At 66.0% G+C, this 14,437-nt stretch carries 13 protein-coding genes; 7 read left to right on the forward strand and 6 right to left on the reverse strand.

From position 1 onward, the window contains the following. Positions 1-27 precede the first annotated feature (27 nt). Positions 28-483, reverse strand: coding sequence for a putative toxin-antitoxin system toxin component, PIN family (locus ASC93_RS19070; RefSeq protein WP_056445829.1), 456 nt, complete (start codon positions 481-483; stop codon positions 28-30). Between the two features lie 34 nt (positions 484-517). Here ASC93_RS19070 and yaaA point away from each other — a divergent pair, with 34 nt between their 5' ends. Further along, on the forward strand, positions 518-1,288 hold the full coding sequence (gene yaaA, locus ASC93_RS19075; RefSeq protein WP_056445832.1) for a peroxide stress protein YaaA: 771 nt from the start codon (positions 518-520) through the stop codon (positions 1,286-1,288). Between the two features lie 290 nt (positions 1,289-1,578). On the opposite strand, the gene ASC93_RS19080 is transcribed toward yaaA, so the two are convergent. Continuing rightward, positions 1,579-2,418: an outer membrane protein assembly factor BamD gene (locus ASC93_RS19080; protein ID WP_056445835.1), complete on the reverse strand. Its 840-nt coding sequence runs from the start codon at positions 2,416-2,418 to the stop codon at positions 1,579-1,581. Positions 2,419-2,484: 66 nt separating this feature from the next. Between ASC93_RS19080 and ASC93_RS19085 the strand changes: the two genes are divergently transcribed. The 6 genes from ASC93_RS19085 to ASC93_RS19110 all read left to right on the forward strand — a co-directional run bounded on the left by ASC93_RS19085 (position 2,485) and on the right by ASC93_RS19110 (position 10,069). Then, a complete protein-coding gene (locus tag ASC93_RS19085; protein ID WP_056445838.1) occupies positions 2,485-3,522 on the forward strand; it encodes an RluA family pseudouridine synthase in 1,038 nt (345 codons plus the stop codon). After that, positions 3,522-4,334 (forward strand): peptidoglycan editing factor PgeF, encoded by an 813-nt coding sequence (gene pgeF / locus ASC93_RS19090; RefSeq protein ID WP_082548159.1) that lies wholly within the window; start codon positions 3,522-3,524, stop codon positions 4,332-4,334. Before ASC93_RS19085 ends, pgeF begins: the two co-directional genes overlap by 1 nt. Before the next feature lie 282 nt (positions 4,335-4,616). Further along, entirely contained in the window at positions 4,617-6,371 is a 1,755-nt protein-coding gene (gene phaC, locus ASC93_RS19095) for a class I poly(R)-hydroxyalkanoic acid synthase (protein ID WP_056445841.1), read from the forward strand. 177 nt (positions 6,372-6,548) lie between these two features. After that, entirely contained in the window at positions 6,549-7,106 is a 558-nt protein-coding gene (gene phaR, locus ASC93_RS19100; RefSeq protein WP_056445844.1) for a polyhydroxyalkanoate synthesis repressor PhaR, read from the forward strand. Positions 7,107-7,362: 256 nt separating this feature from the next. Further along, the gene (gene rimO / locus ASC93_RS19105) at positions 7,363-8,766 is read left to right on the forward strand and encodes a 30S ribosomal protein S12 methylthiotransferase RimO (RefSeq protein ID WP_056445848.1); all 1,404 of its coding nucleotides are present in this window, start codon (positions 7,363-7,365) and stop codon (positions 8,764-8,766) included. Between the two features lie 139 nt (positions 8,767-8,905). Beyond that, positions 8,906-10,069: a cystathionine beta-lyase gene (locus tag ASC93_RS19110; RefSeq protein WP_056445851.1), complete on the forward strand. Its 1,164-nt coding sequence runs from the start codon at positions 8,906-8,908 to the stop codon at positions 10,067-10,069. Between the two features lie 6 nt (positions 10,070-10,075). Here ASC93_RS19110 and ASC93_RS19115 read toward each other — a convergent pair whose 3' ends face one another. The 4 genes from ASC93_RS19115 to trxC all read right to left on the reverse strand — a co-directional run bounded on the left by ASC93_RS19115 (position 10,076) and on the right by trxC (position 14,381). After that, positions 10,076-10,438 (reverse strand): hypothetical protein, encoded by a 363-nt coding sequence (locus tag ASC93_RS19115; protein ID WP_056445854.1) that lies wholly within the window; start codon positions 10,436-10,438, stop codon positions 10,076-10,078. Positions 10,439-10,453: 15 nt separating this feature from the next. Beyond that, a complete protein-coding gene (locus ASC93_RS19120) occupies positions 10,454-11,680 on the reverse strand; it encodes a hypothetical protein (protein WP_056445857.1) in 1,227 nt (408 codons plus the stop codon). Then, entirely contained in the window at positions 11,673-13,739 is a 2,067-nt protein-coding gene (locus ASC93_RS19125) for a methyl-accepting chemotaxis protein (protein ID WP_229412797.1), read from the reverse strand. The genes ASC93_RS19120 and ASC93_RS19125 overlap by 8 nt, the downstream gene beginning before the upstream one ends. Positions 13,740-13,937: 198 nt before the next feature. Beyond that, positions 13,938-14,381 carry a thioredoxin TrxC gene (trxC, locus tag ASC93_RS19130; protein ID WP_056445860.1) on the reverse strand — a complete coding sequence of 148 codons (444 nt, stop codon included), beginning with the start codon at positions 14,379-14,381 and terminating at the stop codon, positions 13,938-13,940. Positions 14,382-14,437: the final 56 nt, after the last annotated feature.

The following is a 14,437-nucleotide window of genomic DNA, read 5'->3' on the forward strand; positions in this document are numbered from 1 at the left end:
GTGCGGACGGGTTGGATGAAGGTCGGATCATTCTAGCGTGGGCGACGCCTCGGTCTTGACCCAGGCGTCGGGCGTCATGATGCGGAACAGGTTCTCGCGCGCGGTCCGGCGCGCCAGCTTGAGCAGGGCCTTGTCCTTCGTGACGAGGACGGCGGCGTCGGCGTCGCGGGCGATCTCGAGGAATTTCTGGTCGTCGCGGTCGGTGCAGACGGGCAGGCGCAGCGCGCGGGCCGTCGGCGCCACGACCTCGATCAGGGCGTCGAAGCGGTCCGCCGCGTGCGGGCGCGTCGTATCGTCGAGGGGCAGGTGGGCATAATGCAGCACGATGCGGTATTCGTCGCGGCAGTCGGCGCGGGTGACGGCGCGCACGCGGCCGGACTCGAGGGCGGCCAGCAACGGCGCCCAACGCGGGTCGCGGAAAACGAACAGGTCGAGGCAGACATTGGTGTCGATGACGATGGGTTTCGCTGGAGCAGGTATCATGTCAGCAATTTTACCCGCTGCACGTGTTTCAACAATGCTGATCGTTCTTTCGCCCGCCAAATCCCTCGACCTCGATTCCCCGCCCACCACCCGCGCACGCACGACGCCGCGCTTCATCGACGATGCCGCCGACCTCATCCGGGTCCTGAAACCCAGGTCGCCGGCCGAGATCGGTGCGTTGATGGACATCTCGGATCAGCTGTCCGTGCTGAACGTGACGCGTTACGCCGACTGGCACCCGGACCATGGCGCCGCGCGCCAGGCCATCATGTCCTTCGACGGCGACGTCTACACGGGCCTCGCCGCGCGCACGCTGGACGCGCGGGCGCTGAAGTACGTGCAGGGCAGGGTGCGCATCCTGTCCGGCCTGTACGGCGTCCTGCGCCCGCTGGACGGCATGCACCCGTACCGCCTGGAGATGGGCACCCGCCTCGCGAACCCGCGTGGCAAGGACCTGTACGCCTTCTGGGGCGAGCGCGTGACGGCCGCGCTGAATGCGGACGCGAAGGACGCGGGGGCACAGGTCCTCGTGAACCTGGCGTCGGAAGAATACTTCAAGTCCGTCAAGCCGAAGCTGCTGGACGTGCCCGTGATCACGCCCGTGTTCGAGGACTGGAAGAACGGCAAGTACAAGATCATCTCGTTCTTCGCCAAGCGGGCGCGCGGGATGATGGCCCGGTACGCGGCCGAGCGCGGGATCACGGACGTGCAGCGGTTGAAGGCGTTCGACGTCGACGGCTATGCGTTCGACGCGGCCGTGTCGACGGACAAGGCGTGGGTGTTCAGGCGGCGGATCGACAGCTGACGTTCCGTCGGCCCGCGCAGAAGATGCCCGTCGTCCCCGCGCAGGCGGTGACCCAAGATGCCCGTCGTCCCCGCGAAGGCGGGGACCCAAGATGCCCGTCGTCCCCGCGAAGGCGGGGACCCAAGTAATGCCACCAGCTTCGCCGGCGTCGGCATGCCGCGCCGATCGTGGAAATTGGGCCCCTGCCTGCGCAGGGGCGACGGGGTCAACAATAAAATTTTGGCCCCGGCATGCGCAGGCGACGGCGCCAACCATAAAAAAAGCCCGCATCGCTGCGGGCATCGTCGTCCTTACTGCACGGCATCCTTCGGCGCCGGTTTCGGCCCCGCCTTGGCCCAGAATTTCCACCACGGCGCATCGCCCGAGCCCTTGCCGCCCATGAAGCGGCTGTCCGGGTAATTCTTGGCAAAGATGCGCTGCGTGTCGTCGCGCAGGTCGAACATGCCCAGCTTGTCGTAGCAGCGGATCATGATGAACAGCGCTTCCTCGCGCGCGGTCGACTGGTTGAACTGCGTCACGGCCGTCTGCGCGCGGTTCAGCGCTGCCAGGTAGGCGCCGCGGCGATAATAGTAGTTCGCCACGTGCACTTCGTACTGCGCCATCGCGTCGATCAGGTAGTTCATGCGGGCGATCGAGTCCGGCGCGTATTTGCTGTTCGGGAACTTGTCGACCAGTTCCTTGAACGCGGCAAACGCCTCGCGCGTCGCCTTGGGGTCGCGCTCGGTCGGGTCCTGGGCGTAGATGAAGCTGAGGAAGCCGATCTGGTCGTTGAAGTTGATCAGGCCGCGCAGGTAGTACATATAGTCGACCTGCGGGTGGTTCGGGTGCAGCTTGATGAAGCGTTCCACGGCCGCCAGCGCCTCGGCCTGGTCCTGCGCCTTGTAGTGCGCATAGGCGATTTCCATCTGCGCCTGGGCGGCGTAGGTGCCGAACGGATAGTTGGATTCGAGGCGTTCGTACAGCTTGATCGCACCTTCGTAATGGCCGCCGGCCATTTCCTCCTGCGCGTCAGCGTATAATTTCGATGCTGACACGTTCTTGTTTTCGTCCGATCTTTCCGGCAACAAACCGCAAGCTGACAAACTTAGCAGGACGCTAGTCACGACAATTACAGACAATTTTTTTTGCATAAGCTCTATTGCAAGAAAGTTTTACCGAGATTCAACGAACGGCTGATTATAGCCGATGGGACTGACGTGATATTAACTGCTGCGCCGAATTCGGCGGAAAACCTTTTCGACCCCGACCTGGACGAGGACCTCGACGCCGATCTCGATGCCGGCGTGGCCGGCCCCGACTATTCCCCGATCACCCTGGAACTGGTGCCCGAACACTGCGGCCAGCGCCTGGACAAGGTCGTGGCCGGGCTGGTGCCGCAATTCTCGCGCAGCCGCCTGCAGCAATGGTTCGACGAAGGCCACATCACCGTCGACGGCAAGCCGGCGAAGGGCAAGAGCACGGCCTACGGCGACGAGGCGATCGTCGTCCTGCCGCAGCCCGCGCCCGAGGACACGGCCTACACGCCGGAACCGATGGCACTGAACATCGTGTACGAGGACGATGCCATCATCGTCGTCGACAAGCCGGCCGGCCTCGTCGTGCACCCGGGTTCGGGCAACTGGTCGGGCACCTTGCTGAACGGCCTGCTGCACCACTGCCCGCAACTGGTGTCAGTGCCGCGCGCCGGCATCGTGCACCGCCTCGACAAGGATACGAGCGGCCTGATGGTCGTCGGCAAGACGCTGGAGGCCCAGACCGACCTCGTGCGCCAGCTGCAGGCCCGCACCGTCAAGCGCGAGTACCTGGCCCTCGTGTGGGGCACGCCGCGCGCCTACGGCACCATCGACTCGGCGATCAGCCGCGACCCGAAAGACCGCGTCAAGATGGCCGTGTCGAACAGCCCGTCGGCCAAACCCGCCATCACGCACTACGAGCTGCTGGAAAGCGGCGAGCTGGACCGCCGTCCCGTCAGCCTCGTGCAATGCCGCCTGGAGACGGGCCGCACGCACCAGATCCGCGTGCACATGCAGTCGCTGGGGTACAGCCTCGTCGGCGACACCGTGTACGGCAAGCAGCACCTGCGCTCGTTCTTCCACCGCCAGGCGCTGCAGGCGCGCCGCCTCGGTCTCACGCATCCGGCCAGCGGCGAGCACATGGAATGGGTCGTGCCGCTGGCCGACGATTTTGCGGAACTTCTGGAACAAGCCGGGATCGAAGAACCGGAAGCGATTTGATGAGTTGTTCCAGTTTGCCGCCGCATCTGCTCGATACCGATCTGATTCATCCGGCCGCGCCGGACCAGTGGCCCGATCTGCCTGACGCGTTCGGTGCACTGGCCACGACGCGGCGCGGCGGCGTCAGCATGGGGCCGTACGGCGACGGGTGCGGTGGCGGGGGCCTGAACCTGGGCAGGCACGTGGACGACGATCCGGAGGCCGTGCAGGCCAACCGCGCGCGCCTGCGGGCACGCCTGCCGGGGCCGCCCGCATGGATCGCGCAGGTCCACGGCGCCGACGTCGTCGATGCGGCAACCGTGCAGCCGGACGGACCCGTGCGCACGGGCGACGCGAGCATCGCGACGGCGCCGGGCGTCGTCTGCGCCATCCTGACGGCGGATTGCCTGCCCGTGCTGTTCGCGGACCTGGGCGGCAAGGTCGCGGGCGCCGCGCACGCGGGCTGGCGCGGCCTGGCGGGCGGCGTGCTGGGGCAGACGGTCGCCGCCATGCGCGCGGCCGGCGCGGGCGAGATCACGGCCTGGCTCGGGCCGGCGATCGGGCCGGACGCGTTCGAGGTGGGGCCCGATGTGCTGGCCGCCTTCGACGCCGCGCTGCCGGGGCAGGCAGCCGATGCGTTCAAGCCGTATCCCGGCAGGCCGGACAAGTATCTGGCCGACATGCCGCTGTTGGCGCGCCGCATGCTGGCGCGCGCCGGCGTCACGCGCGTGCACGGGGGCGGGCGCTGCACGGCGACCGAGGCCGACTGGTTTTATTCCTACCGCCGCGATGGCGTCAGCGGCCGCCAGGCCAGTCTCATCTGGCTGAAGTAGAGGGCGGGCAGCCGCCGTCGGCGCTGCCTGCGGCATCGTCACGGCCATCCGCCGCGCGCACTGCGGCCCGGGCCGCGCGGGCGCGCCGGCGCCGTGATCCCGCAAGGTAAAATACGAGTGAGAACGGCAACACGCCATAGCCGAAAAAAGTCATAATGCCGCCAACCACAGTCGGCTCCGTCGCCGCCATCAGGGTTACGACGTACATCCATCCTATGGCTACGATCCACATGCGATGCTCCGGTTGCTGTCGACAAATCGATTCTACACAATGGACGCCTTATGAATACGCCTGATGCTACCCCGCAGATGCTTGCCGCTCCCTGGATGGCGCCGTTCGCGCAATTCACCGATCCCTCCGCCTGGCAGTCGATGATGAAACTTCCCGACGGTGCCGACGGTACGGCAGCATTCGCACCCGTGGCAAAGATGCTGGGCGATATCGGCGCAGGCATGTCGCAGGGCAAGCTGGAGGCGCTGCGCGACGATTACGTGCAAAAGGCAACGACGCTGTGGCAGGATTTCGTCGGCGGCAAGCTGCCGTCGTTCAGCGACCGCCGCTTTGCCGCGCCGGAGTGGACGGCGAATCCGATGTCCGCGTACAGCGTCGCGTCGTACCTGCTGAATTCCGAGTTCCTGATGGCGCTGGCCGAGGCCGTCGAGGTGCCCCCGCGCGAGAAGCAGAAGGTCCGGTTCGCCGTCCAGCAGATCGTCGATGCGATGTCGCCAGCCAACTTCCTCGCGACGAATCCGGAAGCCCAGCAGAAAATGATCGAGACCAAGGGCGAAAGTCTCACGAAGGGCCTGCAGAATATGCTGGCCGACCTGCAAAAGGGCCGCATCTCGCAATCGGACGAATCCGCGTTCGAGGTCGGCCGCAACGTCGGCGTCACGCCGGGCGCGGTCGTGTTCGAGAATCATTTGTTCCAACTGATCCAGTACACGCCGACGACGCCGACAGTGCACGAGGTGCCGCTGCTGATGGTGCCGCCTTGCATCAACAAGTACTACATCCTCGACCTGCAGCCGGAGAATTCCCTCGTCCGCTACCTGGTGGAGCAGGGCAATACGGTGTTCATGGTCTCCTGGCGCAACCCGGACCAGGGCCTGGCCGGCACGACGTGGGACGACTACATCGAGCAGGGCGCGATCCGCGCGCTGGACGTCACCCGCGCGATCGCGGGCAAGGACAAGGTGAACGTGTTCGGCTTCTGCGTGGGCGGCACCATCGCGGCGACGGCGCTGGCCGTGCTGGCCGCGCGCGGCCAGAAGCCGGCCGCGAGCCTGAGCCTGTTCACGACCCTGCTGGACTTTTCCGATACGGGCGTGCTGGACGTCTTCGTCGACGAGACGCAGGTCAAGATGCGCGAGCAGCAGCTGGCGCGCGGCGGCCTGATGCCGGGACGCGACCTTGCGACGACGTTCTCGGCGCTGCGTCCCAACGACCTCGTGTGGAACTATGTCCAGCAGAACTACCTCAAGGGCAAGACGCCGCCCGCGTTCGACCTGCTGTACTGGAATGCCGACAGCACCAACCTGCCGGGGCCGATGTATTGCTGGTACCTGCGCAACACCTATCTCGAGGACAAGCTGAAGGTGCCGGGTGCGCTGACCGTGGCCGGCACGAAGGTCGACCTGGGCGCCATCGATTGCCCGACCTTCCTGTACGGCTCGAAGGAAGACCACATCGTGCCGTGGGAAGCCGCGTTCGCGTCGATGGGCCTGCTGAACCCGAAGAAGCCGAAGAACAACCGCTTCGTGCTGGGCGCCTCCGGCCATATCGCGGGCGTCATCAACCCGGCGTCGAAGAACAAGCGCAACTACTGGGTGGGCGAAGGCGGCCGCACGCGACCGAAGACTGCGGCCGAGTGGAGCGCCAGCGCCGTCGAGAAGAAGGGCAGTTGGTGGCCGGAATGGGCGAAGTTCCTGGCGGAGTTCGGCGGCCAGGACGTGGCGCCGCCCGCGCAACCGGGCAGTGCCGCTTTCCCCGCGATCGAGCCGGCGCCGGGCCGTTACGTCAAGGCGCGCGCGGATTGAGGCGGCTGCGGAGGGTATTTGCGAAATAAATCATTCAGTTGCTCAGTGAATAATTGCTGCACCTGCGTTCGCAACGTGGTATTTTTAGCGGATATCCTCTTGGAATCGGAGACGCCGCGGGAGATCCCCGCGGTCGCCGCATAATAAATGCGCTACGGCGCTGTACATGGAAATGAGATGAGTAGTGTCAAAAAAAGCACTGAACGCCTGATCAAGAAATATCCGAACCGCCGGCTGTACGACACCCAGACCAGTTCTTACATCACCTTGTCCGACGTGAAGCAACTCGTGCTCGATTCCGACGAGTTCACGGTCGTGGATGCCAAGACGAACGAAGACCTGACCCGCAGCATCCTCCTGCAGATCATTCTCGAAGAGGAAGCGCACGGCGTGCCGATGTTCTCCAGTGGCGTGCTGTCCCAGATCATCCGTTACTACGGCCATGCGATGCAGGGCATGATGGGTTCCTACCTCGAAAAGAACGTGCAGGCCTTCACCGACATCCAGAACAAGTTCGTCGGCTCGGCCGCGGGTGCGCTGGAAGGCAAGCCGTTCAGCACCGAGATGTGGACCCAGTTCATGAACATCCAGGGCCCGATGATGCAGGGCATGATGAACAACTACATCGACCAGAGCAAGAACCTGTTCCTGCAGATGCAGGAGCAGATGCAGAGCCAGAGCAAGGCGATGATGTTCGGCGCGTTTCCGTTCGGGGTGCCGCCCGAGAAGAAGTGAACGTGTAACGTACCGCGCACGATCAGTCGTACCGCGCACGATCAATCGTACCGCACACGATCAGCCGTCGTCCCCGCGCAGGCGGGGACCCAATTTCGCAACCATTCCGGCGGCGCCAAAATTGGGCCCCTGCCTGCGCAGGGGCGACGAGCAGCGGGTGCGGGCCACCACACGCTGTATTTCGCCCCTCGATTTCCCTCCGCCCCCGCTTCCTGTACAATCGCGGATTGCCCTGAATTTTCGCCGCAATCCGACAATGCAAGAACTCCGCCGTAATCCCCTCCCTGCCACCGTTGACGCCACCGGCAGCGCGACGCCGCCCAAGGTCGGCTTCGTCTCGCTCGGCTGCCCCAAGGCGCTGGTCGACTCCGAACAGATCCTCACGCAGCTGCGCGCGGAGGGTTACGAGACCGCCAAGTCGTATGCCGGCGCGGACCTCGTGATCGTCAACACCTGCGGCTTCATCGACGCGGCCGTGCAGGAATCGCTGGATGCGATCGGCGAGGCGCTGGCCGAAAACGGTAAAGTGATCGTCACGGGCTGCCTCGGCGCCAAGAAGGACGCGAGCGGCGGCGACATCATCACCAAGGTGCACCCCAAGGTGCTGGCCGTGACCGGTCCGCATGCCGTGGCCGAAGTGATGGAATCCGTGCACCTGCACCTGCCCAAGCCGCACGACCCGTTCATCGATCTCGTGCCGGACCACGGCGTCAAGCTCACGCCCAAGCACTACGCCTACCTGAAGATTTCCGAAGGCTGCAACCACCGCTGCAGCTTCTGCATCATCCCGTCGATGCGTGGCGACCTCGTGTCGCGTCCCATCCACGACGTGCTGCAGGAGGCCGAGAACCTGTTCAAGGCCGGCGTCAAGGAACTGCTGGTGATCTCGCAGGACACGAGCGCCTATGGCGTCGACGTCAAGTTCCGCACCGGCTTCTGGAACGGCCGCCCGGTCAAGACGCACATGACGCAGCTGGCCGAAGCGCTGGGCCAGCTGGCCAGGCAGTACGGCGCGTGGGTGCGCATGCACTACGTGTACCCGTACCCGCACGTCGACCAGGTGATCCCGTTCATGGGCGAGCACGTCCTGCCTTATCTCGACATCCCGCTGCAGCACGCGCACCCGGACGTCCTGAAGCGCATGAAGCGCCCGGCGAGCGGCGAGAAGAACCTCGACCGCATCCAGGCCTGGCGCAAGATGAATCCCGACCTCACGATCCGCTCCACGTTCATCGCCGGCTTCCCGGGCGAGACGGAGGCGGAATTCGAATACCTGCTGGACTTCCTGAAGGAAGCGCAGATCGACCGCCTGGGCTGCTTTGCCTACTCCCCGGTCGAAGGCGCGACGGCGAACGCGATCGCGAATCCGGTGCCGGAAGAAGTCAAGGAAGAGCGCCGCGCGCGCGTGATGCTGCTGCAGGAAGAGATCTCGGCCAAGCGCCTGCAGGCGAAGGTCGGCACGACGATCCGCGTGCTCGTCGACGAGGCGGGCCCGCGCGAAGCTCTCGGCAGGTCGGCGGCGGACGCGCCGGAAATCGATGGCGTCGTGCACATCAAGCGCGCCCTCGCGCCGGGCAAGGCCAAGCCGGCCGTCGGCGAATTCATCGACGTGGTCGTGACGAAGGCGGATGCGCACGACCTGTGGGCGACCGTGGCCTGAGCGATCGATACGGCGCTGCGGCGTTGGATGCTGCTTGGGTTCCCGCCTGCGCGGGAACGACGGGTGGAGCGGCCGCAGTGCTTGCAACCTGGGTTTCCGCCTGCGCGGGAACGACGAACACAGCAGTGGAGTACCCGACGTGACCAAACTGTCCATCCAGACCACGCTGACGCACAGCGACTACCGCCCCCCGGCCGGCTTCGCCGCCTACCCGACCGCCATCCACCACGCCTCGACCGTCCTGTTCAAGGACGTGGCCAGCATGCGCGCGGGCGACTGGCGCAACAAGACGGCCTATACCTACGGCCTGCACGGCACGCCCACGACGTTCACGCTGGAAGCCCGGCTGGCCGCCATCGAAGGCGGCGCGCACTGCCTGCTGGCGCCGTCCGGTCTCGCCGCGATCTCGATGATCCTGCTCGCATTGCTGAAAGCGGGCGACGACGTCCTGCTGCCCGATAACGTCTACAACCCCACGCGCGAGCTGGGTCGCTGGCTGGCCAGCGACTTCGGCGTCACGGCGCGCTTCTATGATCCGCTCGTGGGCGCGGGCATCGCGGACCTGCTCCAGCCGAACACGAAGCTGGTCTGGACCGAGGCGCCGGGTTCGGTGTCGATGGAAGTGCCGGACCTGCCCGCGATCTGCGCGGCGGCGCGCGCCAGGGGCATCCCGGTCGCGCTGGACAACACGTGGGCCGCGGGGCTCGCGCTGCGCGGCTTCGACGTGGGCGCCGACATCGTCATGCAGGCGCTGACGAAATACCAGTCGGGCGGTTCGGACGTGCTGATGGGCGCCGTGATCACGCGCGACGCGGCCCTCAACGAACGCATCGCCATGGCGCACATGCGCCTGGGGATGGGGGTCGGCGCCGACGACGCCTACCTCGTGCTGCGCGGCCTGGAAACGATGAAGCTGCGCTTCGACGCGCACGACGCGGCCGCGCGCAAGGTGGCCGGCTGGCTCGAGGGACGTCCGGAGATCGCGAAGGTGCTGCACCCGGCGTTCGCGGATTGCCCCGGCCACGACGTGTGGCAGCGCGATTTCAACGGCGCCGGCGGCCTGTTTTCCGTCGTCTTCGATGCGCGCTACAGCGGCGAGCAGGTCGACCGGTTCGTCGATTCCCTGGCCCTGTTCGGCATCGGGTACAGCTGGGGCGGGACGCACAGCCTCGCCGTGCCGTACCGGATGCAGGGGATGCGCCGCGCCTGGGCCGACGCCGGCGCGCTCGTGCGTTTCAATATCGGGCTCGAAGCGCCCGACGATCTCATCGCCGATATCGCGCAGGCGCTCGGCAAGCTGTAACCGCCGTCACACCGGCATCGCCCGATTGTTGTTGAGGTCGAGAAAGCCCCGGATGATCCGGTACGCCATCCACAACCACGCGCCGGCGCCGACGAGCCACGCCAGCGGAATCCCGACGAGCGTGATCGCGAGACATACCGCCACCGCCATCCACAGCAGATAGAACCAGAACGACCGGATCATCCACGTGTGGTGGCTGTACACCATCGTCCCGGCAGTGTCCGGCCGCCGGATGTAATTGACGATCAGCACCAGGATCGACAGCGTGCCGAGCGAAAAGAAAAAGGTGAGCGCGTGCGCGACGTACAGGATGCGCGCGAACTGCTTGGCATCCTCGAGGCCGCGTTCGTGGACGAGTTCCTGGGCCATGCTATTCCTCTGAAATCAGAAGTAATAGCCGATATTAGCATTGAACCGATGACCGGACGATTTGGCAGCCCCGCCCGTGCCGAGGGCGTCGCCGAAGCCCGGCGACAGGTAGGGCTGGTTCGTGGCATTCGCGACGTCGACGATGATGACCCAGCCGCCCGACGCGAACGTAATGCCCGCCACGTTCTGATAGCTGTCGGCATAGCCGGCGGCGGATTTCCTGAGCCGGCTCCAGTCGTTGTAGACCATGAACTGACTGAACGGCCCGATCGAACCGGGGATTTTATAGGTGAGGTTCGCGATGTCGATGTGTCCCCTGGCCGCAAGACGATTCGAGAAGCCGAACGCACCGATCAGGACGCAGTCCTTGTCGCAGGCGCCGTACCAGTTGCCGGCCAGCGAGCCGTTCCCATCGAAGTCGTTGTCGTACTTGATCGTCTCCAGCTGCACGCCGAGGTTGCCGAATTCGCCGGCCACATGCAGTGCGCCGGCCCGGCGGTTGCCGCTGGAGAGCGCCGGGCTCGTTGCGGCCAGCTGTCCGGCCAGGACGGAGGCGCCGAGCTCGGTTTTCCCGCCGGCGAACGGGAAGGCATATCCCAGCCGCGCGACGAAGGTATTCTTCTCCTCGCGGCCATAGCTCTGCATCAGGTGATTGCTGAAGCGGACAGAATCCAGCCCGTCGAGTTCCGCGGTGCTGTCGGTCCAGGACAGCAGATGGCGGCCGTCCGACGGCAAGAATGCGACGTTGGCGTGCAGGCCGCCGATCGTGCGCTGATACTGGACGCCCATCGCATACGTGTCCTCGTAGCCGGCATACCAGGCCATCGACTCGAAGAAGTTATTCGACGCATAGGGCAGGATGCCGAACGGCATGCGCTCCTGTCCGGCATGCAGTTCGCTCTTGTCGGCAAACCGGTAGCCGGCCCACAGATATTCGTTGAACAGCATGTCGGCGCCCTTGCTGGCGCCCGTCTGACGGCTCGTGTAGTGGTAGTACCGCTCGCGTCCCGCCGCCAGGAAGCGGCCGTCGTCGTATTTGAAGCCGAGGCGGGCGGTGTCGAATTCGGGCGTGCCTTTGCGCTGGTCGTTCCAGCTCAGTGCTTCCACCCACATCCTGATCGCGCCATCGAACTTGAGCGGGTCCTTGCCGCTTTCCTGCGCGGATGCGCCGGACGCCGATAATGCGAGGCAGGCGCCGGCGATGGCGAACATGACGGCGCCGGTTTGTTTCCGGTTATTCATTGATTTGTTTCCTGGCAGGGCGCGACAGAAGCGGCTTGCCGTGGGCAACCGCCGGGGTGTCGGCATCGATGCGGAATTCGCCGACCAGGGACACCAGCAGTGCCGCCTGGTCGTGCAGGCTCTCCGACGCGGCCGCGGCCTGCTCGACCAGCGCCGCGTTCTGCTGGGTCGTGCCGTCCATCTGCGCGATGGCCTGGTTGACCTGCGCGATGCCATTGCTTTGCTCGGCGCTGGCGGCGCTGATCTCGACGACGATATCGGTGACGCGCCGCACGCTCGCGAGGATCTCTTCCATCGTATGACCCGCCTCGCCGACCAGGGTGCTGCCGGCGCCGACCTTGTCGACCGAGTCGCCGATCAGGCCCTTGATCTCCTTGGCCGCCGAGGCCGAGCGCTGCGCCAGGTTGCGCACCTCGCTGGCGACGACCGCGAAGCCGCGGCCCTGTTCGCCCGCGCGGGCCGCCTCGACGGCGGCGTTCAGCGCCAGGATATTGGTCTGGAAGGCGATGCCGTCGATCACGCCGATGATGTCGACGATCTTCTGCGACGATGCCTTGATCGAGCCCATCGTGTCCACCACCTGGGCGACGACGGCGCTGCCGCGGGCGGCGATTTCCGACGCGCCTTGCGCGAGCTGGTTGGCCTGGCGTGCGTTGTCCGCGTTCTGCCTCACCGTCGACGTCAGTTCCTCCATCGACGCGGCGGTTTCTTCCAGCGCGCCCGCCTGCTGCTCGGTGCGGGCCGACAGGTCGGCGTTGCCCTGGCTGATTTCGGTGCTGGCCAGGGCCACGTTGTCCGAACTGTGGCGCACGCGCGCCAGGACGTGCTGGAGCTTGGCGACGAATTCGTTGAATCCGCCCGCGATCTGGGCCAGTTCGTCCTTGCCCCTGACTTCCAGGCGCGCGGTGAGGTCGGCGTTGCCGCCGGCCAGGCCGGCCATCGCCGTGCCCAGCACCCGCAACGGCTTGGTCAGGCGGTTCAGCACGGACACCAGCACGACCGCCGCCACCACGGCGCACAACACCGACACCAGCAGCGTATAGGTGAGCAGGTCGCGCGCATCCGCGGTCACCACGCGCTGCGGGAAGCTGAGCTTGATCGACCACGGCGCGATGTCGGGCCGCAGCCGGATCGGCTGCAGCAGGTGCACCTCGCCCCGGGTATCCGCGTATTCATAGGTCTGGCCCTGGCGGATGGCCTCCAGGCCGGCAGCCGGGATGTCGTCGGCCTTCCTGCCGGTGCGCGCGGCGTCCGGATTGCTGGCGTACAGGCCGCCGTTCGACACCAGCGCCAGGTGGCCGCCGTCGATGACCTTCAGCGACGCGAGGATTTCGCTCAGCCGCGACAGTCCGAAGTCGACGCTGGCCACGCCGCTGAATACGCCCTTGACCATGATCGGCACGTTGAAGGACGTCATCGCCACATCCTTGCCGTTGATCGGATAGGTATGCGGTTCGGTCATATAGATCCGGCCGGTGCTTTTCGGGATGTCGTACCAGTCGTTGGCATGGGGCTTGTCCGCGAACACGATGGGTTCTACGTGCAGGCCGCCCGACGCTTCGCGCGAGTAATAGGGCATGGCCCGGCCGGTGGCGTCGTATTCCGGTGCCTTGCCCGCATACTCGGCATCCTTGCCGTCGAGCGCGTCGGGCTCCCAGGTCACGGTGGAGCCGTTCAGGTCTTCCGAGTCCAGTACCGTCGCCTTGACCATCTCGCTCATCTGGGCGCGGGTCAGCGCGATGTCGGCGCCGCGGGTCGTGCGCATGGTGCGCGCCAGGCCCAGGACCGTCGTCAGGTGGGACCCCATGCGCGCCTGCACCGCGGCGGCGGCCTCGCGCGCGGTCGTGCGCGCCAGCTTCATGCTCGATTCCTCGGCGCTGCGGCTGCTGCGGATGCCGGTGACGGTCGACGTGGCGGCGAGGCTGAGGATCACCAGCACGGTCGCGGTCAGGCAGATCTTGGCGTTCAGGCTCAGGGAGCGGGAAGCGGAACTCGGGCCGCCTGGAACCGGGCGGCGCGGCGCGGCAGGCTGCGCCTGCAACATTGGGCTGGATGTCATGGGAACTCTCAGGGTACGGGTCTCGGGGGAAAATAATTCCGTGTGGAAAATTTTAGGCCGGACAATGAGAGGATGAGCAAAAAAGGCGACAAAAATCTGCCGTGAATGCCTCAATGCGGCATGGCTGCCACACTTCCAGTCGTGTTCAATTACATACCGTAAATTAAACGCACGAGCGTGCGCCCCGCGCCCCGCGCGTCATGCAACGCGCGCGTACTGCTGCACCCAGGCCATCAGGCGGTTCGCATCCATCGCCCCCGCCTGGCGCGCGATTTCGCGTCCTTTCTCGAACAGCGCGATGGTCGGGATGCTGCGGATGGCGTAGCGCGCGGCCAGGTCCTGCGACGCTTCCGTGTCCACCTTCAGCAGGCGCACGCGCGGCTCGAGCCGGCCGGCGGCCTGGGCGTAGGCGGGCGCCATCATGCGGCACGGACCGCACCAGGCGGCCCAGAAGTCGACGAGGACGGGAATGTCGTTGCGCGCGACGTGCTTGTCGAAGCGGGCCGACGACACGTCGGTGGGCTGGGCCGTGAACAGCGCCTGCGCGCATTTGCCGCAGACCGGCTGGTCGACCAGGCGCGCGCCCGCCACGCGGTTGACGGCGTCGCAGTGCGGACAGACGATGTGCAGGGAATCGGCCATGGTACCTCCTGTGTGATGTTCATATTGTAGTGGCGCGGCGCGTGCGCCGTCGGACA

The organism is Massilia sp. Root335, assembly GCF_001425685.1.
GTDB lineage: Bacteria > Pseudomonadota > Gammaproteobacteria > Burkholderiales > Burkholderiaceae_D > Telluria > Telluria luteola.

What these genes read in the sequence shown, in the direction of transcription:
- ASC93_RS19070 (WP_056445829.1), bottom strand. Translation starts at nt 483, where the DNA reads ATGATACCTGCTCCAGCGAAACCCATCGTCATCGACACCAATGTCTGC.
- yaaA (WP_056445832.1), top strand. Translation starts at nt 518, where the DNA reads ATGCTGATCGTTCTTTCGCCCGCCAAATCCCTCGACCTCGATTCCCCG.
- ASC93_RS19080 (WP_056445835.1), bottom strand. Translation starts at nt 2,418, where the DNA reads ATGCAAAAAAAATTGTCTGTAATTGTCGTGACTAGCGTCCTGCTAAGT.
- pgeF (WP_082548159.1), top strand. Translation starts at nt 3,522, where the DNA reads ATGAGTTGTTCCAGTTTGCCGCCGCATCTGCTCGATACCGATCTGATT.
- phaC (WP_056445841.1), top strand. Translation starts at nt 4,617, where the DNA reads ATGAATACGCCTGATGCTACCCCGCAGATGCTTGCCGCTCCCTGGATG.
- phaR (WP_056445844.1), top strand. Translation starts at nt 6,549, where the DNA reads ATGAGTAGTGTCAAAAAAAGCACTGAACGCCTGATCAAGAAATATCCG.
- rimO (WP_056445848.1), top strand. Translation starts at nt 7,363, where the DNA reads ATGCAAGAACTCCGCCGTAATCCCCTCCCTGCCACCGTTGACGCCACC.
- ASC93_RS19115 (WP_056445854.1), bottom strand. Translation starts at nt 10,438, where the DNA reads ATGGCCCAGGAACTCGTCCACGAACGCGGCCTCGAGGATGCCAAGCAG.
- ASC93_RS19120 (WP_056445857.1), bottom strand. Translation starts at nt 11,680, where the DNA reads ATGAATAACCGGAAACAAACCGGCGCCGTCATGTTCGCCATCGCCGGC.
- ASC93_RS19125 (WP_229412797.1), bottom strand. Translation starts at nt 13,739, where the DNA reads ATGACATCCAGCCCAATGTTGCAGGCGCAGCCTGCCGCGCCGCGCCGC.
- trxC (WP_056445860.1), bottom strand. Translation starts at nt 14,381, where the DNA reads ATGGCCGATTCCCTGCACATCGTCTGTCCGCACTGCGACGCCGTCAAC.